The 23,190-nt window shown below is 33.4% G+C and carries 28 protein-coding genes; 17 read left to right on the forward strand and 11 right to left on the reverse strand.

Annotated elements, in window-relative coordinates:
- The first annotated feature begins 59 nt into the window (after window positions 1–59).
- Window positions 60–554 carry an Lrp/AsnC family transcriptional regulator gene (locus tag ACFVR2_RS03255; protein ID WP_387358862.1) on the forward strand — a complete coding sequence of 165 codons (495 nt, stop codon included), beginning with the start codon at window positions 60–62 and terminating at the stop codon, window positions 552–554.
- Window positions 551–1,753 carry an aminotransferase gene (locus ACFVR2_RS03260; RefSeq protein ID WP_387358864.1) on the forward strand — a complete coding sequence of 401 codons (1,203 nt, stop codon included), beginning with the start codon at window positions 551–553 and terminating at the stop codon, window positions 1,751–1,753. Before ACFVR2_RS03255 ends, ACFVR2_RS03260 begins: the two co-directional genes overlap by 4 nt.
- A gap of 45 nt (window positions 1,754–1,798) precedes the next feature.
- Here ACFVR2_RS03260 and ACFVR2_RS03265 read toward each other — a convergent pair whose 3' ends face one another.
- From ACFVR2_RS03265 to ACFVR2_RS03300, 8 genes are all read right to left on the reverse strand, one after another.
- Window positions 1,799–2,554: a sirohydrochlorin chelatase gene (locus tag ACFVR2_RS03265; protein WP_387358866.1), complete on the reverse strand. Its 756-nt coding sequence runs from the start codon at window positions 2,552–2,554 to the stop codon at window positions 1,799–1,801.
- A 33-nt stretch (window positions 2,555–2,587) separates the two neighbouring features.
- Window positions 2,588–3,373 carry a uroporphyrinogen-III C-methyltransferase gene (gene cobA / locus ACFVR2_RS03270; RefSeq protein ID WP_387358868.1) on the reverse strand — a complete coding sequence of 262 codons (786 nt, stop codon included), beginning with the start codon at window positions 3,371–3,373 and terminating at the stop codon, window positions 2,588–2,590.
- Window positions 3,374–3,389: 16 nt separating this feature from the next.
- Window positions 3,390–3,608 carry a DUF3906 family protein gene (locus tag ACFVR2_RS03275; protein WP_098428819.1) on the reverse strand — a complete coding sequence of 73 codons (219 nt, stop codon included), beginning with the start codon at window positions 3,606–3,608 and terminating at the stop codon, window positions 3,390–3,392.
- A 16-nt stretch (window positions 3,609–3,624) separates the two neighbouring features.
- Window positions 3,625–5,247, reverse strand: coding sequence for a nitrite/sulfite reductase (locus tag ACFVR2_RS03280; RefSeq protein WP_387358870.1), 1,623 nt, complete (start codon window positions 5,245–5,247; stop codon window positions 3,625–3,627).
- Window positions 5,248–5,258: 11 nt separating this feature from the next.
- Window positions 5,259–5,855, reverse strand: a complete 597-nt coding sequence (gene cysC / locus ACFVR2_RS03285) for an adenylyl-sulfate kinase (protein WP_387358872.1) — start codon at window positions 5,853–5,855, stop codon at window positions 5,259–5,261.
- Between the two features lie 12 nt (window positions 5,856–5,867).
- Complete coding sequence (sat, locus tag ACFVR2_RS03290; protein WP_387358874.1) at window positions 5,868–7,019, reverse strand: sulfate adenylyltransferase; 1,152 nt, start codon at window positions 7,017–7,019, stop codon at window positions 5,868–5,870.
- Window positions 7,020–7,098: 79 nt separating this feature from the next.
- Window positions 7,099–7,800, reverse strand: coding sequence for a phosphoadenylyl-sulfate reductase (locus tag ACFVR2_RS03295; protein WP_387358876.1), 702 nt, complete (start codon window positions 7,798–7,800; stop codon window positions 7,099–7,101).
- Between the two features lie 120 nt (window positions 7,801–7,920).
- Window positions 7,921–8,064: a YezD family protein gene (locus tag ACFVR2_RS03300; RefSeq protein WP_056475111.1), complete on the reverse strand. Its 144-nt coding sequence runs from the start codon at window positions 8,062–8,064 to the stop codon at window positions 7,921–7,923.
- A gap of 338 nt (window positions 8,065–8,402) precedes the next feature.
- Here ACFVR2_RS03300 and ACFVR2_RS03305 point away from each other — a divergent pair, with 338 nt between their 5' ends.
- The 3 genes from ACFVR2_RS03305 to ACFVR2_RS03315 all read left to right on the forward strand — a co-directional run bounded on the left by ACFVR2_RS03305 (window position 8,403) and on the right by ACFVR2_RS03315 (window position 12,073).
- Window positions 8,403–8,828, forward strand: a complete 426-nt coding sequence (locus ACFVR2_RS03305) for a divergent PAP2 family protein (protein WP_387358878.1) — start codon at window positions 8,403–8,405, stop codon at window positions 8,826–8,828.
- A 215-nt stretch (window positions 8,829–9,043) separates the two neighbouring features.
- On the forward strand, window positions 9,044–11,275 hold the full coding sequence (locus ACFVR2_RS03310; RefSeq protein ID WP_387358880.1) for an MMPL family transporter: 2,232 nt from the start codon (window positions 9,044–9,046) through the stop codon (window positions 11,273–11,275).
- Window positions 11,276–11,437: 162 nt separating this feature from the next.
- The gene (locus ACFVR2_RS03315; protein WP_387358882.1) at window positions 11,438–12,073 is read left to right on the forward strand and encodes a peptidylprolyl isomerase; all 636 of its coding nucleotides are present in this window, start codon (window positions 11,438–11,440) and stop codon (window positions 12,071–12,073) included.
- An 89-nt stretch (window positions 12,074–12,162) separates the two neighbouring features.
- Here ACFVR2_RS03315 and ACFVR2_RS03320 read toward each other — a convergent pair whose 3' ends face one another.
- Window positions 12,163–12,486, reverse strand: coding sequence for a rhodanese-like domain-containing protein (locus ACFVR2_RS03320; protein WP_084006937.1), 324 nt, complete (start codon window positions 12,484–12,486; stop codon window positions 12,163–12,165).
- A 176-nt stretch (window positions 12,487–12,662) separates the two neighbouring features.
- Here ACFVR2_RS03320 and ACFVR2_RS03325 point away from each other — a divergent pair, with 176 nt between their 5' ends.
- The 3 genes from ACFVR2_RS03325 (at window position 12,663) to mntR (ending at window position 15,644) form a co-directional block, all read left to right on the forward strand.
- On the forward strand, window positions 12,663–13,496 hold the full coding sequence (locus ACFVR2_RS03325; RefSeq protein WP_335475207.1) for a lipoate--protein ligase family protein: 834 nt from the start codon (window positions 12,663–12,665) through the stop codon (window positions 13,494–13,496).
- Between the two features lie 502 nt (window positions 13,497–13,998).
- Entirely contained in the window at window positions 13,999–15,024 is a 1,026-nt protein-coding gene (splB, locus tag ACFVR2_RS03330) for a spore photoproduct lyase (protein WP_387358885.1), read from the forward strand.
- 182 nt (window positions 15,025–15,206) lie between these two features.
- Window positions 15,207–15,644, forward strand: a complete 438-nt coding sequence (gene mntR, locus ACFVR2_RS03335) for a transcriptional regulator MntR (RefSeq protein WP_387358887.1) — start codon at window positions 15,207–15,209, stop codon at window positions 15,642–15,644.
- An 11-nt stretch (window positions 15,645–15,655) separates the two neighbouring features.
- Here the strand turns inward: mntR and ACFVR2_RS03340 are convergent, their stop codons facing one another.
- Both ACFVR2_RS03340 and ACFVR2_RS03345 read right to left on the reverse strand, forming a co-directional pair.
- On the reverse strand, window positions 15,656–16,051 hold the full coding sequence (locus ACFVR2_RS03340; RefSeq protein ID WP_387358889.1) for an SA1362 family protein: 396 nt from the start codon (window positions 16,049–16,051) through the stop codon (window positions 15,656–15,658).
- 118 nt (window positions 16,052–16,169) lie between these two features.
- On the reverse strand, window positions 16,170–17,099 hold the full coding sequence (locus ACFVR2_RS03345) for a DUF1385 domain-containing protein (RefSeq protein ID WP_387358891.1): 930 nt from the start codon (window positions 17,097–17,099) through the stop codon (window positions 16,170–16,172).
- 205 nt (window positions 17,100–17,304) lie between these two features.
- On the opposite strand from ACFVR2_RS03345, the gene ACFVR2_RS03350 reads away from it, so the two are divergent.
- The 9 genes from ACFVR2_RS03350 (at window position 17,305) to spoIIIAC (ending at window position 23,174) form a co-directional block, all read left to right on the forward strand.
- Window positions 17,305–17,940: a YqhR family membrane protein gene (locus tag ACFVR2_RS03350; protein WP_387358893.1), complete on the forward strand. Its 636-nt coding sequence runs from the start codon at window positions 17,305–17,307 to the stop codon at window positions 17,938–17,940.
- Between the two features lie 89 nt (window positions 17,941–18,029).
- Window positions 18,030–18,488 carry a type II 3-dehydroquinate dehydratase gene (gene aroQ, locus ACFVR2_RS03355; protein ID WP_387358895.1) on the forward strand — a complete coding sequence of 153 codons (459 nt, stop codon included), beginning with the start codon at window positions 18,030–18,032 and terminating at the stop codon, window positions 18,486–18,488.
- Window positions 18,475–19,536 carry a M24 family metallopeptidase gene (locus ACFVR2_RS03360; protein WP_387358897.1) on the forward strand — a complete coding sequence of 354 codons (1,062 nt, stop codon included), beginning with the start codon at window positions 18,475–18,477 and terminating at the stop codon, window positions 19,534–19,536. Before aroQ ends, ACFVR2_RS03360 begins: the two co-directional genes overlap by 14 nt.
- 149 nt (window positions 19,537–19,685) lie before the next feature.
- Window positions 19,686–20,249 (forward strand): elongation factor P, encoded by a 564-nt coding sequence (gene efp, locus ACFVR2_RS03365; protein WP_098120069.1) that lies wholly within the window; start codon window positions 19,686–19,688, stop codon window positions 20,247–20,249.
- 81 nt (window positions 20,250–20,330) lie between these two features.
- Entirely contained in the window at window positions 20,331–20,819 is a 489-nt protein-coding gene (locus ACFVR2_RS03370; protein WP_387358899.1) for a DUF456 domain-containing protein, read from the forward strand.
- Window positions 20,820–21,226: 407 nt separating this feature from the next.
- Entirely contained in the window at window positions 21,227–21,508 is a 282-nt protein-coding gene (locus ACFVR2_RS03375; RefSeq protein ID WP_025672203.1) for a YqhV family protein, read from the forward strand.
- A gap of 16 nt (window positions 21,509–21,524) precedes the next feature.
- Entirely contained in the window at window positions 21,525–22,445 is a 921-nt protein-coding gene (gene spoIIIAA / locus ACFVR2_RS03380) for a stage III sporulation protein AA (protein WP_387358901.1), read from the forward strand.
- Window positions 22,446–22,958, forward strand: a complete 513-nt coding sequence (spoIIIAB, locus tag ACFVR2_RS03385; protein ID WP_387358903.1) for a stage III sporulation protein SpoIIIAB — start codon at window positions 22,446–22,448, stop codon at window positions 22,956–22,958.
- 12 nt (window positions 22,959–22,970) lie between these two features.
- A complete protein-coding gene (gene spoIIIAC, locus ACFVR2_RS03390; protein ID WP_088072847.1) occupies window positions 22,971–23,174 on the forward strand; it encodes a stage III sporulation protein AC in 204 nt (67 codons plus the stop codon).
- Window positions 23,175–23,190 lie beyond the last annotated feature (16 nt).

Genomic DNA, 23,190 nt, shown 5'->3' on the forward strand with positions numbered 1-23,190 from the left:
GAATAGAATGAACATCTAACGTAATTCCTGAAAATGGAATACATAAGGAGTATAAGAATATGACAGAAAAAGAAATACAATTACTTCAGTGTATTGAACAAAATGGACGCTTAAGTAATGACGTAATAGCAAAAATGATTGGAGCTACAGAAGAAGAGGTAGCTGATATATTAACAAAATTTGAAAACGATCGTATTATTCTTCAATACATTACGCTTATTGATTGGAGGAAAGTGCCAGTTCAAGAAAGTATAACTGCTATGATTGATGTAAAAGTAGCTCCAAAACGTGGGGTAGGGTTTGATGAGATTGCTGAAAAGATCTATTTATACCCAGAAGTAAAATCAGTTTATTTAATGTCAGGTACATATGACTTATCTGTTGTAGTTGAAGGAAAAACAATGACATCAATTGCTTCATTTGTATCCCAAAAACTATCGACTTTAGAATCTATATTATCAACGACTACCCATTTTATTTTAAAACGTTATAAACATGATAGTATCGTATACGGTCAAAAACAAAGTGATAAGCGTATGGTGATCACACCATGAGTAAATTTAATTTATCAAATACAGTAACTACACTACAACCATCAGGGATTCGAAAGTTTTTTGATTTAGCGGCTAGTATGGATAATGTCATTTCACTTGGGGTAGGTGAACCTGATTTTGTCACGCCTTGGAATGTGAGAGAAGCAAGTATTTATTCGTTAGAAACAGGACATACGGCATACACTTCAAATGCTGGACTGCTAGAATTACGTCAGGAAGTAAGTCGTTATTTTGCTAAGAAATTTGATGTGCATTATAGTCCAGAAGATGAAATAATTATAACTGTAGGGGCAAGTCAAGGGATTGATATTGCTTTAAGAACAATTCTAAATCCTGGAGACGAAGTAATTGTTATTGATCCGTGCTTTGTTTCGTATGCTCCTTTAGTTTCACTAGCAGGCGGTGTACCAGTTCATTTAGCAACGACAGGAGAAGAAGAGTTTAAAATCAATCTTCAAGCGTTGAAAAAGAAACTTACACCGAAAACAAAAGCGATCTTACTTTGTAATCCTAATAATCCAACTGGTACTTTACTGGAAAAAGAATTATTAGAGGATTTAGCCGTATTTGTTAAAAAACATAATTTAATTGTTATTTCTGATGAAATTTATGCTGAACTTGTTTATGATGGCGAATATACAAGTTTTGCAAATATCGATGGAATGCGAGACCATACAATTTTAATTTCAGGATTTTCTAAAACATTTGCAATGACAGGATGGCGACTTGGAATTGTTGCAGCACCTTCGGACATTATTTCCCATATGCTTAAAGTTCATCAATATGCAATTATGTGTGCACCTACTATGTCACAGCATGCAGCGGTTGAAGCACTTCGAAATGGAGATCATGATGTAGAAGAAATGAGACGCAGTTATATGCAACGTCGTAATTTCCTAGTGCAATCTCTTCAAGAAATTGGATTATCATGTCATCTTCCAGGTGGAGCTTTTTATGTATTCCCATCAATACAGAATACTGGCTTAACATCAGAGGAGTTTGCTGAACAATTATTATTAAAAGAGAGAGTAGCGGTCGTCCCGGGAAATGTTTTTGGAGATTGTGGTGAAGGGTATATTCGATGTTCTTATGCAACTTCATTAAATCAATTAATTGAAGCTACAAAAAGGATTAATCGATTTTTACAAACTCTTCCAACTTACCAACCAACAAATTTTATTAAAGTTGCTAGTAAATAAACTAAAAATAAAGCTCTTGTTCTCTAATTGAGGGAACAAGAGCTTTTATTTAATTGCAGCATATAATTCCTTTGTTTGAGCTTCAAGTAATCTTTCAGTAAAAATTGATGTAATTAAGTGATCGTATCCTAAGGTTTCACATAATATCCAGTTATTTTGCAATTCTACAGGTAGCGATTTTATTTTATCTTTTAATTCATTCATAAGAGTTCCTGAAAAAAATAAATACGGAACGATTATTACTTGATGATTTTTTTCAGTCAATAGTTGATTCCAAGCATCTTGAATCGACGGCTTTGAAACTGCCATAAAAGCGGGGAGAACAGGATGTTTTAAATTTGTTTCAAGAAGTTTAACGATTGTATTGAAATCATCTATCGTTAATGGATCACTACTTCCACGACCAACTAGCAGAATTTTAGTTGGCTTTATTAAATGCTTAACCTTTTCATTTATTCTTTTTTGAATTAATTCGATCATGTTTTTGTGAATTCCGATTGGAGTGGCAATTTTTATTTCTATTTGTGGATATTCCTTTTGAAATTTCGCGATTTCAAGAGGAATATCCACCTTTGCATGATTTGCAGAAAGGAGTAAAACCGGCAATACAGTTACCGATTTTGCTCCTTTACGCAAACAATTCTCTAATCCTACTGAAATTGATGGTTCTGCGAGTTCAATAAAACTAATTTCTTGAATAGGGTAATCAATTTGTTTTTGTATTTTTTTAACAAATTGTATGGCTGAATGGACAGCCGATTTTACACGGCTTCCATGACAAATATATAAGATTGCATCCATTCTAAATCACCTCATTTTATTCTAGGTGAGAATTTAAAGAGAAGAATAATTAACGTTTCTATGTTCATTCATAGAATTATAATTAGTCTCAAACCATTGTAATTGATGGTGTAAATTAACTACTTCTCCTACGATAATCATACTAGGATTGGTTATTTTTTCTTTTTCAACGTCTGATATTACATTTTTCAATGTACTAATGATCGTTCGCTGTTGTTCAGTAGTACCATAATGTATCAGCGCAACGGGGGTGTCTTGATGTTTTCCATTTGATATTAGTTGATGACGAATATATGGTAAGTTATTAACTCCCATATAAATTGCTAGTGTGTCGATGCCTTTTGCTAAAGAGGCCCATTTAACTGTATCCTCTTCTTTGCAGTGACCTGTTACAAAAGCAAAGGAACTACTATAATCACGATGGGTGACAGGTATACCAGCATAAGCTGGAGCTGCTATACCTGATGTAATGCCAGGAACGATTTCAAAGGAGACACCACGTTCTACAAGATAAGTTGCTTCTTCACCACCACGACCAAAAATGAAAGGATCTCCACCTTTTAATCGAACTACGTTTTTTCCTTTTTTTGCATACTTCACTAAGAAAGCATTTATTGTTTCTTGTTTTAATGCATGGTAGTTTGGGAGTTTACCAGCGTATATTAACTCGACAGATTCTTTTGCATACTCTAATAGTTCCTTATTAACTAGTCGGTCATATATAATGACATCTGCATTTTGAATGCACTTTAGTCCTTTTACTGTAATTAGATCAACATCCCCTGGTCCAGCACCAACTAAATAAACTTTTCCAATCATTCCACACACCTCATCATCATCGTTTACTTAAAACTTCTAAATCTAATACAAATCCACCACTTTGACTAACTTTCTTTTTTTCATACATTAGTAGTTCTTTAACGTCCGGTTTTTTAACATAAAACTTTTCAAGTTCTGTATCAACAAGCTTAAATGCTTTTTCATCATCACTTGCTAATATAACAATAGGAACGATACGGCTTTCGATTGATGCTTCAAATCGATATAAAAACATATGTCACCGACTTTCTTTAAGATGCATTAACAGTTTCAAGAATGGAAGTTAAATAGGATTGTAATTCTTCAATTCCAACTCTTGATACATAATCTAAAAAGGTTTCTGAAGGTAGTTTATTTTCACTAAAGTGCTGTAAGAATTTTTCTAATACTAGGTGAAGGGCAGGGGATTCAACCTTCCCTTTTAATTTTTCATTTAATTTACCACCGTTGGCTAATGTACCACCTACATAGATCTCAAAAGCCTCTACTAATTCTTTTTTCTGATTACGAGCCTTGATTCCTTGAAGTCCTATATCAGCGATTGCTCTTTGACCACAAGAGTTAGGGCAGCCAACCATATGAATTCTAACAGGTACATCTAAAGTAATTTTTTCATCTAAATAAGAAGCTGTTTCTTTCATGCGAGCTTTCGTTTCTACTAAAGCTAAATTGCAGTATTCACTTCCTGTACAAGCAACAGAATAACCAATAATTTTTGGCGGTATTGGTGTGAATTTTTCAAGTATTGGTTCTTTCAATAATTCATCAATATTTTCTGCTGGAATATTTGGCAAAATTAAATTTTGTGAATTACAATTACGTATTTCACCATTACCGTATTTTTTTACAATTCTAGCTAACTCAAAAACTTCCTTAGAATGCAATCTTCCAACAGGTATACTTAATCCAACATAACTTAGTCCTTCTTGCTTTTGTGGATGAACACCATAAAAATATCCTGCATTCCATGACTCTTCATAGCCAGTTCCTTTTGTTAATAGCTTACCTGTATATCCTTCTAAAACTTCTTTAAACTTTTCAACGCCCCAATCAGCGACTAAAAACTTTAAACGAGAGTGATGGCGTTTCTCACGGTAGCCATAATCTCTAAAGATTGTTGTAACGGCGATTGCAACTTCTTTCACTTGATTTGGTAACAAGAATACATCCAGTTCTTGAGCTAAATGTGGAGCGGAAGATAGACCACCACCAACTTTTAAATGGAAACCAGAAGTTTCCTTGCCGTTAATTTCTTTAATAGCTGGAATAAATGAAATGCAGTTAATTTCTGCATTCGATGCATTATTTTTATTTGTACTGATCGACATTTTATATTTTCTAGGCAGATTAGAGAATTCTTCATTAAACTGAAAGAATTCATAAACTTCCTTCACAATAGGTGTAGTATCAAATAATTCATTTGGATCGATCCCTGCAAGTGGATTTCCAACGATATTACGTGTAATATCACCACATGCACCAGCACTAGATAGACCTACTTTTTCTAAACGAGTGAAAATATCTGGTATTTGTTCTATAGTTAACCAATGAAATTGGATCGCTTGTCGAGTTGTAATATCATATACATCTCGACCATAATCACGAGCGATTTCTGCTAATGTTATAAGCTGTTCATGTGTTAATATGCCAGACGGAACATTCACTCGCATCATAAAATATCCGGCTTCTTTTGGTTTTTGTAAATAGCATCCAGCCCACTTGAATAAATCCCATTGATCTTTTGGAATTGATTCAAACCCATTTTTAGCATAGTAGGGGATGTCATCATAAATTTTAAGTCCATCCTTAACGAGTTTCTTTTTTTCAGTTTCATTTAGCTTAAGATTGTCTTTCCAAATTTTTTCAAATGCCATCGAACATCACCTTACCCAATATAATTTTTACTCTTTAAAAATTGCAGTATTGTTTCAACACATTCTTGTACAGATTGCTTATCAGTATTTAATGTAATTTCTGGATTTATTGGTGCCTCATACGGAGAGCTAATGCCCGTAAAGTTTTGAATTTCACCATTTTTTGCTTTTTTATAAAGTCCTTTCGGATCTCTACTTTCACAAGTTTCAACGGAGCATTCTACGTAAACTTCAAAAAACTCGTTTTGTTCGACTAATGATCGAACTATATTTCGATCAGCAATAAATGGGGAGATAAAAGCCGTTAAGACAATTTGCCCGTTATCAACAAAGAGTTTTGCTACTTCACCAATTCGTCTTATGTTTTCAGTTCGATCATAATCAGTGAATCCTAGATCTTTGTTTAAACCGTGACGAATGTTATCACCATCTAATACGTATTGTTGAACATTAAGATGGAATAATGCTTTTGCAACCTCGTTAGCAATCGTCGATTTACCTGAAGCAGATAAACCAGTAAACCATAAAATACAGCTGTGGTGATTGTTTTTTTGACGACGGTCTTCTTTTGAAATACTAGCCTGATGCCAAACGATATTTTTAGACATTTAACTTTACTCCTATTCTACAGAAATTGATTCAGGTTCTTTCAAACCTTCAATAAGTACTTCAACAACTTCTTTTCTACTAAAAGCAGAAGGAGGAATTTCACCTTTTTTTAGCATTTCACGAACCTTCGTACCGGATAACGTTACGTGATGTTCGCTACTATGCGGGCATGTTTTGGTGGATGCCATATTTTCGCACTTTGAGCAATAGAAACTATTTTCAAAGAATAGGAGAGAGATTCCTATTTCATCTTGTGAAAACTTTTGAAAGATTTTTTGTGCATCATAAGTTCCATAATAATTACCAACACCAGCATGATCACGACCAACAATAAAATGTGTGCAGCCGTAATTTTTTCTAACAATCGAATGGAATACAGCTTCTCTTGGTCCTGCATATCGCATTGCGGCAGGGAATACTGCTAAAAATACACGATCTGTTGGATAATAGTTTTGGAGTAATACTTTATAGCTTTTCATTCGGACTTCTGCAGGAATATCGTCCGATTTTGTCTCTCCAACTAATGGATTTAAGAACAAACCATCCACAATTTCAAGTGCGGTTTTCTGAATATATTCATGGGCACGATGAACTGGATTACGAGTTTGAAACCCAACTATTTTCTTCCAATTTAATGATGCAAATTTTTCTCTTGTTTCTTTTGGACTTAAATAATGTTCAGTGAATTGAGTACGATTAATTTGTCTAATAACAGTTACTTCTCCACCTAAATAAACATCACCACGAGAATACATTTTTGCTACTCCAGGGTGGTTTGTGTCAGTTGTACCATAAACAAACTGTGCCTCAAGTAATTTGTTAGGTGTATAAATATCATCAATCTTTAATAAACCAAATACATTATTTTCCCAAGTCAGTTTAACTAGTTCTCCTAGTTTTAGATTGCTAGCTAATTGTCCACTTACAGGAAGGGTTATTGGAATACTCCACACAGTCCCGTCTTTTAATCTCAATGTGCTTACGACTTGCTCATAATCATCTTTTCCTAAATAACCAGTAAGGGGACTATAAGCTCCATTTCCAATTAACTCTAGATCACTTAACGCAATTAAATCTAAAGGAATTTCCTTCAAACCATCTTTAACAGTAACTTCTGGATTAAACCGATTAATTAAGACTCCGCCATGAGGGTCTAAACTCATTTCTAAACACTCCTTAAATTTTCCTATATTAATAGTTTGTAAGAATAAACTTTCATTTTTTAGCATCTAATATAGACAACTAATCATGTAACCCACATTCAGTTTTTTGTGATCCAGACCAACGACCAGAGCGACTATCTGAAGAATTTGAAGCAGGTAATGTACATACCTCACAACCAATACTCGGGTACCCTATATCGTGTAATGGATTGTATGGGACATTTTTGTAATATACATATCGCCAAACTTCCTTCCAAGTCCAATGGATTAAGGGACAAACTTTAACCAGGTTAAACTTATGATCTAGATTAAGAAATTCTGTTTTTTGTCGTGAAGGAGATTGTTCCCTTCTTAAGCCTGACACCCATGCTGGGGCACCCTTTAGAGCTTCTTGAAGTGGTAGGATTTTGCGAATATTACAGCATTTATTTGGTTCACGTTTCCATAACTCATCTCCATGAATACTTGCTTGCTCTTCTAAAGTCAGACTTGGTGTTTTCTTTTCTATTTGTAAGCTTGGATATTTAGCTTGCACGCGGTCGATTAATTCATAAGTTTCCTTGAAATGTAGTCCGGTCTCTAAGAAAACAACCTTTGCATCAGGTTTTACTTTTGAAATTAAATCAATTAATAAGATTCCCTCAACTCCAAAGCTGCAAGCATAAACTAGGTCATCACCATAGGTTTTGTAAGCCCACTCGAGTACTTCAAGTGCACCTTTTGTTTCATTATCAATCGAAAAGTCAGGAATGCTTTTCACGTTCCAATTTTCAAATCTCATTTTCTTTCCTCCAATTGACTATAGAAGCCAAGTTATCCTAAAAAGAAAAGGCAGCTCAAATCTACATTTTCATACGTAGACTTGAGCTGCCTCTAGTTTTTCTAGTCAGCAGGAACTTATTTACTTTAATCGTATTTTTTCTTGCTTTTCTACTTGAATAATTCTCCCATCTTGAACGACTAATGTGATTGTTCCAAATCTTAAACCATTAAGTAACGATTCCACGACCTCAATGATGGGTTTTAAGTCGTTGGTTTGGCTCATGAGCTTCCTCCTAGAATTTAATTACAACTAAGTCTATCAGAATTATATGGATTGTCAATTTCAAAAATGATAATTTATTTAAAATTTATATATTTCTTAATTTTGTATTAAGTGATTGAAGTTCTTCCATATATGTCAAATATATGGAAATTATTAGTAAAATCCATTATGATAAATAAATCAGTGAACTAATAATATTGGTACAAAAGTAAAACTCTGTTTTGCAATTTAATATTTAACAAAAATTATTTTGTTCTTATGAGCTATAAATGAATATACAATTATTTAAGAAAGATAATAATGGAATAACAATTATTTACACCTAAAGGAGGCACGTTTTGACGATACTTCATAACGAACCATTAATTTCAGCCGTAATAGCGTGGTTTATTGCGCAGTTTTTAAAGGTCATTATCCATTTATTTAAAGAAAAAGAATTTGATATATCTAAGTTTTTTGCTTCTGGTGGTATGCCAAGTTCACATTCCTCAACAGTTACTGGATTAGCGTTAAGTGTTGGATTAACAGAAGGATTTGAAAATGTTACTTTCGCAATCTCAGCAATTTTTGCTACGATTATTATGTATGATGCTTCAGGTGTAAGATTGGCAGTTAGTAAACATGCAAAGTTATTAAATGATTTTTTTCATGGAAGAATTAAAAATTACAAAGCATTAAATGAACTAGTAGGTCATACTTCATATGAAGTTGTTGTTGGAGCATTAATTGGAATCATCATCGCAATCATAGTTTCAAAATTTTAACGCTCTAATATAAATCAAATTGATTTATATTATGGGCGTTTTTTTACATATTAAGAAAAGATAAATTGGCATCGAGATAGTTAATTCGACGTGGTGGCCAATGTTCGGAATTAAGTATTTTCTTTCTTTATTTTTGACTCAAAATATAAATCAATAGGCGAATTTACATCAGTTTGATAAGATATTGGTAGGATATGTAAATAAGGAGTGGAAAAATGAAAAGTACAGTAAGTGAAAATAGTGCTTGGAAAAAGGTGGGTCGATCGATTTATCAATTCCGATATATTGTTATTGCAATTTTAGCTGTATTTTCAATCGTTCTAGGTATTTATTCGAAGCATTTACCTGGCATTTTAGATGGTGATGGTTTTAGAACACCTGGAGAATATGAAAAAGCTAAGAATGTATTAGAAAAAGAATTTGAACAATCGCCAGATTCACTCATCATTTTACTTGAGCGAAAAAAGGGTGCCACAAGCGTCGAATTCCAATCTGATATTGAACGGATTGTGAAGGAAGTTCAAAAAGAAAAGAATATACAACAATTTCATCACCCTCTAACGAATCCGGGTATGAAAAAAGATAATATTGCTTACTTATCTCTTTTATTCAATGAGAAGGATCACGATAAGCTTGTTGATCTAAACAATAAATTTGCAAAAAAAGTAGAGTCATTTTCAGATGATAAGGTAAAGGTAGGAACAACGGGATTTACAATCATTAGTGATGTAATGAATAAAACTAGTCAAGAAGACTTAAAGAAAGCAGAAATGATCGGTGTACCAATTGCGTTTATCGTTCTATTTTTTGCATTTGGAAGTTTAGTTGCATCTGCTATTCCAATCATAATCGGTATGATCAGTATTTTAAGTACCTTTGGAATTTTATTCTTTATAGGTAAGCATGTTGATTTATCAATCTTTGTCTTAAATGTTGCACCGATGATTGGATTAGCATTATCAATCGATTTTGCGTTATTATTCGTAAGCCGTTATAAAACTGAATTACAAAATCATTCAACAGTGAAAGAAGCAATTAGTGTAACGTTTGCAACTGCAGGAAGAGCGATTATTTTTTCTGGTATTTGTGTATTTATTGGATTATCAGCCCTGTACTTCATAAATATTGATCTATTTAGAAGTGTTGCAATAAGTGGTGCTATTGTAGTCTTAGTTAGTTTGTTTTTATCATTAACTCTACTACCAGCAGTACTTTCAGCTCTTGGTAAAAATATTAATAAAGGTACGTTAAAATCGATTGCGAATCGAAGCCAAGACCAACAACAAGCAGTTTGGAGAAAATTTGCAAATTTCGTAATGAAAAGACCAATCATCATGGCACTAACATCATTAATCATTTTAGGACTATTCGTCATTCCAATCAGGGATGTGCACTTAAATATACCTACAATTGATGCATTACCAAAAGATGCAACGTCAAGAATTAATTATGAAAAATATCAAAAAGCTTTTCTTCCGGAAGCTCAAAAACACGGCACAGTCTCAATTGTTTTAGAATCCAATTCTGATTTTTTAAAACAAAATAATGTAAACGCATTAGATAAGATACAGAAAAAGCTTGAAGATGACAAAAATGTTTATGAAGTTAAAAGTGTGTTGAATTCAGTTAATTTAAACGCTCAGCAATTATTACCTGCTTTAAAATCTCCAAACGCATCAAAAATTCAGCCTGCGATTGATGCCTATATTAAAAAGAATAAAACTTATATTCAAGTATTCTTGAATTCTGATCCTAAATCAGAAAAAGGAAAGCAATGGGTAAGAGATTTTGAAGATAAATATAATGGGAAAATTGAGGGACTTGATTATACTGTCGGTGGCCAAGTGAAATTTGAACAAGAATTATTTGATGAGATTACAGATAATATTGTATACGGTTTACTTGTGATTATGGTTAGTACTTTTATCATATTAATGATTGCATTTAGGTCCATTATCATTCCAATCAAAGCGATATTAATGAATGTATTATCTTTAAGTGCAACGTTTGGAATCATTACTTGGCTATTCCAAGGTGGTAATTTTGGCTTACCTCAATCTGATATCATGTTGATTTTGCCAGTGTTTGTCTTTGGATTAGTTTTCGGTTTAAGTATGGACTATGAAGTATTTTTAATGTCGAGAATGCAAGAGCTATATTATGAATCGGGAGATAATACTTATTCAACAAGAGAAGGATTAGTATCAACGAGCCGAATCATCACATCAGCAGCATCCATTATGATTGTTATTACAGGAGCATTTGCATTTACAGATATGGTACCTGTTAAACAGATGGGAATCGGGATTGCTATAGCCATTTTCTTGGATGCTACAATCGTTCGCTTAGTTTTAGTTCCAAGCTTAATGCAGTTATTTGGAAAATGGAATTGGTGGTTTCCATTTGCAAAAAATAAAATCGAAGAACCATCTAAACGAGTTGGGTAAATCAATTAAAGGAAACTGTTATTCAGTTCATATTTGAATAGCAGTTTTTTATATTTAAGTGATATAATTCGGTCTGTGTAAAAATTCCCAATTTTTCGAAACTATAGAAAATGCATGGTCAAATTTGGTAAACTAAAAAATGAAAGAGGGGGAGAAGTAAAAATGTTAAAAAGATCGATTAGAGCAATTTTAATAAGCTGTATTGTATTAACTATCAGCTTATTAGCAGCATGTGGTAACAATAATGAAAAATCTGCAAATGGTAAAAAACATGGAAAATTACCAATAGCAACAATAAAGGTAAAGGATTATGGTGTTATTAAAGCTGAATTATATCCTAATATTGCACCAAACACAGTAGATAATTTTATTTCACTAGCAAACAAAGGTTTTTATAATGGATTAACATTCCATCGAGTTGTTAGAGACTTCGTAATTCAAGGTGGCGATCCTCAGGGAACTGGTGGCGGTGGTCCAGGATATGCAATTGATGGCGAATTTACATCAAACGGCTTTAAAAACAACTTAAAACATACAACAGGTGTACTATCTATGGCAAGAACTGGTGATCCAAATAGTGCTGGAAGTCAATTTTTCATAATGGCAAACGATACACCTGACCTTGATGGGCAATATGCTTCATTTGGTAAAGTAACAGAAGGAATCGATATTGTTAAGAAGATTGACGCAGTTGAAGTGGATTCAATGGAAAAACCTGTTACTCCAGTCATCATCGAGTCCATAAAGGTAGATACAAAAGGCGAGAAATACGCTAAACCAAAAACTCATAAAGAATAATGAGTTTTTGGTCTTTATGACTTCTACATAAAACGCAAAAAACTACTTCACAAAAATGAAGTAGTTTTTTCATTTAAATTAAATGTGGATTATAAACCTTTTTTTATTTTACCAGACCAAAGTTTGTAGCCGCCTTTAAGTTGGTAAAGTTCCGTTACACCTTGTTTACGTAAAATACGTGCAGCTTGTCCAGGACGAACGCCCATTTGATCATATAAATAGACTGCCTGATCTTTACGGATTTCTTTTGAACGCGTTTTTAATTGTGCGAACGGAATATTACGAGCACCTAATATATGGCCGTTCTTAAAATCTTCTTGATCACGTAAGTCAATTAGCTGAGCTTTACGGTAGCCAGCACGAAATTCTTCCTCAGTTAACGTTTTAATTAAACGTTTTTGGTAGAAATACATAACTGTTGAGTATACAATGATACCTAGTACGACAAAAATTATTGGTAAAAACTGACTCAAATTTTTCAACACCTTTCAATTACCTACTTATCTTATTATAATTCTCTAGTAGGAATGTGCAAGAAACTTTCATTAAAAAAGTAAAAATTTAATCGAAAAATGAGGAGATTTTCAACATGACAAAGACAAAGTGGTATTTTATTAATAGCGGAGTAAAATCAGGTAGCTATAATATGGCTCTTGATGAATGCTTAATCAAGTGGCAAAGTGAAGAAGGTTTTCTTCCAACACTGCGTTTCTATGAATGGGAAAATCCTACTGTAACAATCGGATATTTCCAAAAAAACCAAGAAATAAGTTTAGAAGCATTAAAAAAATACAACGGTGATTTCGTAAGACGCCAAACTGGTGGAAGAAGTGTACTTCATCACGATGAATTAACTTATAGCGTAATTGTCCCAGAAAGCTACCCAAATATGCCGGTATCAGTTACAGAAGCATATCGAGTTATTTCAATGGGAATTTTAGAAGGGTACAAGCTACTTGGTTTAGATGCTTCTTTTTCTGTACCAAAAACTGCTGAAGAAAAAAATCAATTAAAAAACCCAGCAAGTGCCGTTTGCTTTGATGCTCCATCATGGTACGAAGTTGTTGTAAATGATAAAAAAATTGCTGGAAGTGCTCAAACGAGACAAAAGGGCTCAATTCTTCAGCACGGTTCAATTCCTTTAAATATTGATGTTGATATGCTATATGACTTATATATTTTCTCTTCAGACGCAGTGAGAGAGAGAATGAAAAAACGATTCTTAGATCGTGCAACATGGATCAATGCAGAAAGTACTACTCCTAAAACAATGGCTGACTTGTATGAAGCATTTGAAAAAGGCTTCGAAATTGGCTTAGATATCGAGTTGGTGCCTTATGAATTAACAGAGGCTCAAGAGAAGGAAGTACAGGAATTAGCTGCTACTAAATATAATACTGAGGAATGGAATTTACGTAAGTAGTTTTTTATTGAAAGCCTTTTTGGCTTTCTTTTTTTTTGCATTGAGGAGGACGAATAAAGGAAGAAAGAGTGCAAATAAAAACTGAGAGGCGCAAATAAAGGTCGAAAGAGTGCAAATAAATGTGGAAGTGCAAATAAAAAAGGTAAAAGTGCAATTAAAATACGAAAAACACAAATAAAAATAGGAAAAACGCAAATAAATCAAAAAGATACCAATACGGCTAGGGGTATCCCAGCGGGGTACAGGTATAATATAAGTCATATTGAACGTAAAATTTTAATGGAACCGCCGAAATGTAGCGTAATACCATAAAAAATTAATACTTTTTAAATAAATCCATTTGAAAATTGCAGAACAAGCAATAAAATACCCTCAATCAGGTCTATTTTAGGCATCAATGAAAAACCTCAATTTACATCACAATAGAACTTCCTACCTTTTCCACTGTATTAATTTAGATCGTAGTTAATACTAATCAAAAAGTGGAGAAGGAGTAGATTAAATGAAGCCTTTTATACCAAAGCTTGTTTATTTTGAGCCTCAAGCTTTAGAGTATCCGTTAGGGAAGCAATTAAAGGAGAAATTTGAGCAGATGGGTTTGGAAATAAGAGAAACAACATCCCATAATCAAATTCGAAATTTACCTGGAGAAAATGATGTGGAAAAATACCGGATTGCCAAGTCAACTTTAGTAGTTGGGTTGCGTAAGACTTTAAAGTTTGAAACATCTAAACCTTCAGCGGAATATGCAATTCCTCTTGCTACAGGCTGTATGGGGCATTGCCACTATTGCTACTTGCAAACAACCCTAGGTTCCAAGCCATATATTCGAGTATATGTAAATTTAGAAGAGATTTTTGCACAAGCCAAAAAGTATATGAACGAACGCGAGCCAGAGATTACAAGGTTTGAAGCTGCTTGTACTTCTGATATAGTTGGCATAGATTATTTGACACATTCGCTTAAGAAAACGATTGAATTCATTGGTGAAACAGAATATGGTCGTTTGCGATTCGTAACGAAATTTCCCCATGTAGATCATTTACTTGATGCAAAACATAATGGGAAAACAACATTTAGATTCAGTATAAATTCTAGATATGTTATCAAAAACTTCGAACCTGGAACTGGTTCATTTGATGAGAGAATAGAAGCCGCAAAAAAAGTTGCATATGCAGGATATCCATTTGGCTTTATTGTTGCACCAATTTATATGCATGAAGATTGGGAAGAGGGCTATGAGGAGCTTTTTATTCGATTAAAGGATGCATTAGGTGAATTGGCAAATGAGAAGATGACGTTTGAACTTATACAACATCGTTTTACTAAGCCTGCCAAAAAGGTGATTCTAGAGAGGTATCCTAATACTAAACTTGAAATGGATGAAGAAAAAAGAAAATATAAATGGGGAAAATATGGAATTGGAAAATATGTTTATCAAAAAGAAGAAGCTGCTTCAATTGAAGAAACAATTTCGGGTTATATAAAAAAATATTTTCCTAATGGAGAAATTCAATATTTTACATAATGATGTGTATCTATTTTATAGGTACACTCTTATTATTTTCATCATACTCTTATACAGAATGACGATCTATTATCATTTAAATGAGTTCACCTTAATTGCACTTTTGGTTTATGTGTTGTATCATTTTATTTGATGCTTATTGTGACGGAATAAAGTTTGAAAGACTGTATTGGAGGAAGAACATGCCCACACCAAGTATGGAAGATTATATTGAACAAATTTACCTTTTAATTGAAGATAAAGGGTATGCTCGCGTATCTGATATTGCCGAAGCATTATCTGTACACCCATCGTCAGTGACCAAAATGGTGCAAAAACTAGATAAAGACGATTACTTAATTTATGAAAAATATAGAGGATTAATCCTAACACAAAAAGGTAAAAAGATGGGAAAAAGACTTGTCTATCGCCATGTATTACTTGAGCAATTCTTAAGAATTATTGGTGTAGATGAAAACTTAATTTATCAAGATGTTGAAGGAATGGAACATCATATGAGTTGGGAAGCGATTGATCGAATTGGAGAACTAGTACAGTACTTTGAAGAAGATAAAAATCGAATCGAAGAATTAAAAAATATTCAAAAGTCGAATGAAGCCCAATCGAATTCGAATAATTAAAAAGACCGTGCTTAGTAGGAAGCACGGTCTTTCTTTTTGCCCTTTTCACCCTCAATCACAGTTAGGTGACTTGCATCCTTTGTTCGTTTTTTTAACAAAGGCGTGGAGGTACTTTTTCTTGAAGTGGGCTTTGATTTGTTAATCGATTTTTTTAACGAGCTAGATTTTTGAGTGTTATATTTTTTTATAGTTTGTTTTGCAGCCTTACGATAGGAGTCTTGTTGGCTTCTTTGATTGTTTGAAGATGAAAAAACTCTATAAATAAAATAAATAATTAAAAGGATTAATCCAATAAACAAAAATCGTTGTAATAATTTTGCTGGATCGTTTATCAACTGAGCAATTAAGCCAAAAAGTGCTAATGCTATTATTCCATAAAATATTGATGAGTACACTTTTTGATTCACTTTAAGCACCTCCTAAGTGAAGAGTAAATTAGTTATTAAATGTATTAGAAAAATATTGTTTCTTATAGTTTATTACATTTTATCCAATAAGTTGATATTTTTTACAAAATTCTGTCAATTAAATCTTGTTATTTTTTTCCACTTCTAAAAGTCGGTTAAATGAAGCGATTGATACTTCAACTTGATCATCAGACGGCTCTTTAGTTGTTAATAATTGAAGCCACAATCCCGGGTAACCTACCCATCTTAAAATAGGAATATTTCGAACTTTATTTGTTAATTGTAAAACTTCAAACGAAACGCCTATAACGACTGGAATTAATAAAAGTCGGTCCACAATTCTTAACCAAAGTGGGCTTGTTGGAACTAAGAAGTATATGAACATACCAACAATTACAGTAAATAGGATAAAGCTACTTCCACAACGATAATGTAGTCGAGATTGTGATTGGACTCCTTCGATCGTTAAAGGAATATTGTTTTCATATGCATTTATCACTTTATGCTCGGCACCGTGATACATAAATACTCTTTTTATAAATGGAGTCAAGGAAACTAAGTAAATATAAATTAATAAAAAACCTAGTTTTAAGACACTTTCTATTACGACTTGTTGAAAATCGGTTTCAAAAATTGGTTTCAATGTTGCTGCCAGTAGAACTGGTACAAGTGTAAAAATAACTTTACCAACTAAAAATGATAAAACGGCTAGTAATGAAAGTCCGAGATAAGTTGCAAGCGTACCTTTTTGTTTTTCACGCTCAATTGCAATTTCCTCATCATCTTTTGGATCAATCCCGTATCTTTCAGTTGAGTAGTTTAAATGCTTGGATCCATTAATGCTTGCTTGTATAATCGCGACTACACCACGGACAAAAGGAATTTTCTTTAATTTTTGCATTGTCCGATTTATATGTATCGGTTCTTCATAATATTGTATTTCTTCATTTGACCTGCGGATTGCAGAGACTGTATGTGTTTTGCCACCAAACATAACGCCCTCTACGATTGCTTGCCCCCCATAAACTGCTTTATTTTTCTCTCTCATGTTGCACCAACCTAAACTTGTTTTTTATCTATTACTATCTATTGTAAATGTAAGCATAATAATGGTGCAAGTAAGAAGTAGGAAAATATAATAATAATCTCAATATTTTTAATTTTCTAATAAAAATTTAGAATCACATTAAAAATTTCTTTGTTGGACATAATACTCAGAGATATTTAGCGATGTATGGAAAGGGAAATGATATATGCCGGACAAAGATAAAGAACAAGAAAAGGAAATGCAGGGTCAAGAAAACAATCAAAACCAAAATCAAAACCAAGATCAGAACCAAGATCAAAATCAGAACCAAGATCAAAATCAGAGTCAAAGTGAAAATCAAAATGAATACCTAGTGCAAGGTGGCGATAGTGATTCAAAAGCAAATAGAAACTTTAATAAGATTGCTAGTATTGGGTTTTTCGGTGGTATATTTTGGTCTATTGTTTTGTTAGTTCTTAGTTATTTTGATTTTACTCAAATTGGTCCAAATTTTGTTTTAGAAAGAATCAAACTTGGAAAATGGGCAAATGGTTATATTGAAAACTTAATTTCTATAGTCGGTATAGGCATTATTTCAATCATTATTGCATTTGTATTTTATTTTATAGGTAGAAAATTTAACGGGGTTCTGCCAGGCATATTTTTTGGATTACTCCTTTGGGTTATTGTTTTTATTGTTCTTGGTAAACTAGCATTCGATTTAAAAGCAATTAAGAATTATTCGTCTGATACGACAGTTACTACAATCTGTTTATTCATTTTATACGGAACTTTTATTGCATATTCTGTTTCTTTTGCATTTCAAGAGCAAAAGGCATATTTGCGTGGCTATTCAAAATAGTCTGGCCTATGATAAAATAAACCTTGGGTATTCCAAGATATGTGTGTTTGGGATAAATATGCAAAAAATGATGGATGGAGACTTTTAAAATGGCTAAGTTTTTATTATTGAATGGACCTAATCTAAATATGCTCGGTCAGAGAGAAGTTTCTATCTATGGTTCGACTACATTAAAGGATATTGAGGATCATTTATCATCGCTTGCACATGAAGATGGGGATACGATTGATTGCTTTCAATCGAATCATGAAGGTGAATTAATCGATAAACTGCATGCGGCAAATAATGTCTATGATGGGATTCTGTTTAATCCCGGCGCATTTACTCATTACAGTTATGCAATTCGTGATGCAATTGCAAGTATTACCGTACCAACTATTGAAGTACACATTTCAAATATACATAAAAGAGAAGAGTTCAGACATACTTCAGTTTTAGCTGCGGTAACTGTAGGACAAATCGTTGGTTTAGGTGTGTATGGATATGATTTAGGTTTAAGTGCGTTAAAAAAGATAAGTAGGGGAGAGAAAAACAATGGAAAAAATTAAAAAGTTACGTGAAGCTTTAGTAGAAAAAGGATTAGATGCATTATTAGTAACTAGTACATACAACAGACGTTACATGACGAACTTCACAGGTTCTGCTGGTGTTGCTTTAATTACTCAGGACAAAGCTTTATTCATTACTGATTTCCGCTATATTGAACAAGCTACTAGCCAATGTGAAGGTTATGAGATTGTTAAGCATGAAGGTTCAATTCCAGCTGAAGTTGCAGCTTTAACAGAGAAACTTGGCGTATCAAAACTTGGGTTTGAACAAGATCATGTTACGTTTACAGAATTTGGTTCTTACCGCAAAGTAGCAAAAGCAGAATTAGTTCCTGTAAGTGGATTAATTGAAAAATTACGCTTAATTAAAACAGATGCAGAGATTTCAATCATTAAGGAAGCTGCTAAAATTGCGGAATCTGCTTTTAATCATATTTTAGGATTTATCCGTCCAGGTGTTACTGAATTAGAAGTATCTAATGAGTTAGAATTTTTTATGCGTAAATTAGGTGCTACCTCATCATCATTTGATACAATCGTTGCTTCTGGTACTCGTTCTGCTCTTCCGCACGGTGTGGCATCTGAAAAAGTAATTGAAACGGGTGATTTTGTAACGTTAGATTTTGGTGCATACTATAAAGGGTATGTATCAGATATGACGAGAACAGTTTCTGTTGGTGAGCCTCATTCTGATTTGAAGAAAATTTACGATATCGTTCTTGAAGCTCAATTACGTGGTGTTAACGGAATTAAAGCAGGAATTACTGGTAAAGAAGCTGATGCTTTAACTCGTGATTATATTACGGAAAAAGGTTATGGAGAATATTACGGACACGGAACTGGCCATGGTATTGGTTTAGAAGTACATGAGGGACCTGGCGTATCATTCCGTTCTGATACAGTATTAGAGCCAAATATGATCGTAACTTGTGAACCAGGTATTTATATTCCAAATCTAGGTGGAGTTCGTATAGAAGATGATTTAATCGTTAAAACTGGTGGTAACGAAAACTTAATGTCTTCACCAAAAAATCTAATCATTTTATAAGTTTTCATTAGATTAGAAAATAGAACTACACAAAAAGCGTATTTTACTTTATGATATAAAGTTGTAAAAGAAATTCATGGTAAGAGTAATGGTTCTTTTTTACACAATACATACTTATAGAACCATTTCATTTTTTAGGAGGATATTTAATGATTTCAGTAAACGATTTTCGTACAGGTTTAACAATTGAAACTGACGGTGGACTTTGGCAAGTAATCGATTTCCAACACGTTAAACCGGGAAAAGGTGCTGCATTCGTACGTTCAAAACTTCGTAACCTACGTACAGGTGCTGTACAAGAAAAAACATTCCGTGCTGGTGAGAAAGTAGCAAAAGCACATATTCAAAACCGTAAAATGCAATATTTATATGCTAATGGTAACCAACATGTATTCATGGACAATGAGTCTTATGAGCAAATTGAATTACCGGAAGCAAATATTGAACGTGAATTAAAGTTCCTTAAAGAAAATATGGAAGTTTATATCATGACTTTTGAAAGTGAAATTTTAGGTGTTGAATTACCAAACACTGTTGATCTAAAAGTAGTTGAAACTGAACCAGGTATTAAAGGTGATACTGCTTCTAACGTTACAAAACCAGCTACAATGGAAACTGGTTTAGTAGTACAAGTACCAATCTTCATTAATGAAGGCGAATTATTAATTATTAACACAACTGAAGCTAGTTACGTTTCACGTTCAAAAGCTTAATTAAATGTAAAAAATGGAGGCACTTATTTAAAGAGTGTCTCTTTTTCTTATTAACAAATTTAAATAAGTAAGGGTGATTAAATGGTTACATCAATCGTACTTTGGACATTGATTATCATTTGTTTTGCATTGGCGTTTATTGCGCTAATCAAACCAATAATTCCAGGTGTACCAGTATTATGGGTAGGATTTTTAATTTATTACTTTGGTATTAATAAAAGTAATTTAAATATGTCGTTTTGGATTATTATGCTGATTTTTACAGCTGTTATTTTTCTAGCGGATATTCTGGCTAATAAATATTTTCTTAAAAAATACGGCAGTACAAAAACTGGTGAAAGAGTAGGTTGTATAGCTGTAATCGTTGGCTCGTTTGTTTTTCCTCCCTTCGGCTTAATTATTGTCCCATTCATTTCTGTTTTTATAGCAGAGAAATTACAAGGGAAGAATACAAAAGAGTCGATAAAATCAGCATGGGCGACAGTTGTCTCATTTATTAGTAGCTCATTAGCAAAAGCGGTATTGCAAGTTATTATGGTTATAATCTTTTTTGTTTATATTATATTTTAATTTGGTTTTAAAATCTCATATTTAATCAACGAAGAAAGTAGTTTGTTTCAAAGTAAGTATTATCATGTTGATTTCCATTACAGGATGCTCGCTTTCCATGGGGCCGAACCTGAGCCTCCTCGTTCCTGCGGGGTCTTTAGGCTTCCGGCATCTCCCATAGGATTCGAGCAACATTCATTCCAATCAACTTATTCAAATAGATAAATTAATCATAAAACCAAATTATCTTGCTTTAAAAGTACCTCATGCCACCTTTTTTCAATATTGACTATGTCTTATATCAACATGCTAAAGAGAGAAGTTATACGACTTCTCTCTTTTTTGTGCCTTCTAATTAATGTTTGTCTTCTGAAATGGACATATTCAGCATATTAGTAATAAAAAAGAATGAAAAAAGGTGTGGAGCTATGAAGGATTGGATTGATTCAATGGATCGAGCAGTACTAAGTATGGGAATGCTCAGAGTTTTTGGTGGAAGTGTAGAATTAATTGCTGCTTTTACAATTTTATATTTAAACGACATTAAGAAGGCTTTAGCAGTAAATAGTGTTTTGGCAACTGTCGGACCTATTATCCTCATTTCAACAATGGCTATTGGGATTATAGGTGTTGCATCTAAATTAGATCCTATTCGATTAGTTTTAGTAGTTTGTGGAGTGTTTTTAATATTGTTGGCAGTTTTTAAATGATAGGATGTGACCTTTTATGGAAGAGGTTTTCAACGTATTGCCTACATTAATTAAAGAAAAGCTACAGCGTTCATATGGAGACCTACAACAAGTAGAGGAATTAAGGTTAAGAATCGGACGACCAGTTGAAGTGATTTCTAATAATCAGTCAAATTTTATACCTTATATCTTAACAGAAGAAGAAGGCGGGCAGATTCTTGGAAAGCTAAGTCAATTTTCAATTTATACGATTGAGGAAGAATTGAAAAAAGGCTATATCACGATCAAAGGTGGCCATCGAGTCGGGCTAGCTGGTCGCGTTGTAACTGAAAACGGAATGGTTAAAATGATTCGGGATATTAGTTCTTATAATTTTCGTATTGCAAAGGAAAAAGTAGGAATAGCTAGTCCATTTGTAAAGTATGTTTATGAAGGAAGATGGAAAAACACTATGCTGATTGGCCCGCCACAAGCGGGGAAAACAACATTACTTAGGGATTTTGCTAGAGTGGTGAGTCAAGGTGATGCCATGAGGGGAATAAGGCCTGGGAAGGTTGGCATTGTTGACGAGCGATCTGAGATAGCAGGTTCAGTTAAAGGGGTACCTCAATATACATTTGGTGAAAGAATCGATGTGTTAGATGCATGTCCAAAAGCAGAAGGAATGATGATGCTTGTAAGGTCGATGAGTCCTCATGTCATTCTTGTAGACGAAATTGGAAAAAAGGAAGATGTAGATGCAATTTTAGAAGCGATCTTTGCCGGTGTTCAATTAATAGTGACCGTCCATGGCTATTCATTAGAGGAAATAAGAAAACGCCCTTCTCTTTTGCCATTGTTTCAAAATGGGACATTTGAACGGTTTATTGAAATTTCAAGTTTTCCTTCACCTGGTACTGTTACAGACATTAAAAATAAGGATTGCTCTAGTTTATTTCATCCAAGGGCGGTGTTTTAAATGAGGTGGATTGGAGCACTTATTATTATTTTTTCAACAAGCTGGCTTGGATTTTATTTTGCAGGTAGATTATCAGAACGGACAAAAGAATTACGGGGATGGAAGTTGGCTCTCCAATCTCTTGAGGCAGAGGTAATGTATAGTCAATTGCCACTGCAAGAAGCGTTTAGAAGAATTTCGAGTCAATTAAAAGGACCGATTAATAGTTGTTTACAGGATTTTGCAATTCAACTTGAAACGAGTGCATTTTCTGCGAAAGAAGCCTGGGAAAATTCATTAATGAAATATGCTAAAACTGTCTCGATTAAAGAGTCTGATATACAAGTATTATTACAGTTTGGTGAGACGATTGGTATGCATGATAAATATTCACAACAAAAACAAATCATTTTAGCATTAAAACATTTGGAAAGAGAAGAGCAAGAAGCAATCGATTCGCAGGGCAGTTATGAACGAATGTCTAAAATGCTAGGAGTTTTAAGTGGAATATTAATCGTTATATTACTCTTGTAGGAGGGGTTTAAATTGATTACAAATTATGCACTGATGTTTCAAATAGCTGGGATTGGAGTAATTGCTGCAATTATCCATGCGGTCTTAAAAAAAGCCGGACAGGAAGAGTTTGCTACATGGACGATTATAACTGCATTCATTATCGTATTTCTTCAAGTTATCACAAAAGCTGGTGATCTATTTAATAAAGTTCGGGATGTATTTCTATTTCATTAGATTAGGGGTGAGAGTC

The sequence above is a fragment of the Gottfriedia sp. NPDC057991 genome (assembly GCF_042886615.1).
GTDB lineage: Bacteria > Bacillota > Bacilli > Bacillales > Bacillaceae_G > Gottfriedia.

Excerpts from the sequence above, each read along its gene's own strand:
- ACFVR2_RS03255 (WP_387358862.1), top strand. The coding sequence starts at position 60 with ATGACAGAAAAAGAAATACAATTACTTCAGTGTATTGAACAAAATGGA.
- ACFVR2_RS03260 (WP_387358864.1), top strand. The coding sequence starts at position 551 with ATGAGTAAATTTAATTTATCAAATACAGTAACTACACTACAACCATCA.
- ACFVR2_RS03265 (WP_387358866.1), bottom strand. The coding sequence starts at position 2,554 with ATGGATGCAATCTTATATATTTGTCATGGAAGCCGTGTAAAATCGGCT.
- cobA (WP_387358868.1), bottom strand. The coding sequence starts at position 3,373 with ATGATTGGAAAAGTTTATTTAGTTGGTGCTGGACCAGGGGATGTTGAT.
- ACFVR2_RS03275 (WP_098428819.1), bottom strand. The coding sequence starts at position 3,608 with ATGTTTTTATATCGATTTGAAGCATCAATCGAAAGCCGTATCGTTCCT.
- ACFVR2_RS03280 (WP_387358870.1), bottom strand. The coding sequence starts at position 5,247 with ATGGCATTTGAAAAAATTTGGAAAGACAATCTTAAGCTAAATGAAACT.
- cysC (WP_387358872.1), bottom strand. The coding sequence starts at position 5,855 with ATGTCTAAAAATATCGTTTGGCATCAGGCTAGTATTTCAAAAGAAGAC.
- sat (WP_387358874.1), bottom strand. The coding sequence starts at position 7,019 with ATGAGTTTAGACCCTCATGGCGGAGTCTTAATTAATCGGTTTAATCCA.
- ACFVR2_RS03295 (WP_387358876.1), bottom strand. The coding sequence starts at position 7,800 with ATGAGATTTGAAAATTGGAACGTGAAAAGCATTCCTGACTTTTCGATT.
- ACFVR2_RS03300 (WP_056475111.1), bottom strand. The coding sequence starts at position 8,064 with ATGAGCCAAACCAACGACTTAAAACCCATCATTGAGGTCGTGGAATCG.
- ACFVR2_RS03310 (WP_387358880.1), top strand. The coding sequence starts at position 9,044 with ATGAAAAGTACAGTAAGTGAAAATAGTGCTTGGAAAAAGGTGGGTCGA.
- ACFVR2_RS03315 (WP_387358882.1), top strand. The coding sequence starts at position 11,438 with ATGTTAAAAAGATCGATTAGAGCAATTTTAATAAGCTGTATTGTATTA.
- ACFVR2_RS03320 (WP_084006937.1), bottom strand. The coding sequence starts at position 12,486 with ATGTATTTCTACCAAAAACGTTTAATTAAAACGTTAACTGAGGAAGAA.
- ACFVR2_RS03325 (WP_335475207.1), top strand. The coding sequence starts at position 12,663 with ATGACAAAGACAAAGTGGTATTTTATTAATAGCGGAGTAAAATCAGGT.
- splB (WP_387358885.1), top strand. The coding sequence starts at position 13,999 with ATGAAGCCTTTTATACCAAAGCTTGTTTATTTTGAGCCTCAAGCTTTA.
- mntR (WP_387358887.1), top strand. The coding sequence starts at position 15,207 with ATGCCCACACCAAGTATGGAAGATTATATTGAACAAATTTACCTTTTA.
- ACFVR2_RS03345 (WP_387358891.1), bottom strand. The coding sequence starts at position 17,099 with ATGAGAGAGAAAAATAAAGCAGTTTATGGGGGGCAAGCAATCGTAGAG.
- ACFVR2_RS03350 (WP_387358893.1), top strand. The coding sequence starts at position 17,305 with ATGCCGGACAAAGATAAAGAACAAGAAAAGGAAATGCAGGGTCAAGAA.
- aroQ (WP_387358895.1), top strand. The coding sequence starts at position 18,030 with ATGGCTAAGTTTTTATTATTGAATGGACCTAATCTAAATATGCTCGGT.
- ACFVR2_RS03360 (WP_387358897.1), top strand. The coding sequence starts at position 18,475 with ATGGAAAAAATTAAAAAGTTACGTGAAGCTTTAGTAGAAAAAGGATTA.
- efp (WP_098120069.1), top strand. The coding sequence starts at position 19,686 with ATGATTTCAGTAAACGATTTTCGTACAGGTTTAACAATTGAAACTGAC.
- ACFVR2_RS03370 (WP_387358899.1), top strand. The coding sequence starts at position 20,331 with ATGGTTACATCAATCGTACTTTGGACATTGATTATCATTTGTTTTGCA.
- ACFVR2_RS03375 (WP_025672203.1), top strand. The coding sequence starts at position 21,227 with ATGAAGGATTGGATTGATTCAATGGATCGAGCAGTACTAAGTATGGGA.
- spoIIIAA (WP_387358901.1), top strand. The coding sequence starts at position 21,525 with ATGGAAGAGGTTTTCAACGTATTGCCTACATTAATTAAAGAAAAGCTA.
- spoIIIAB (WP_387358903.1), top strand. The coding sequence starts at position 22,446 with ATGAGGTGGATTGGAGCACTTATTATTATTTTTTCAACAAGCTGGCTT.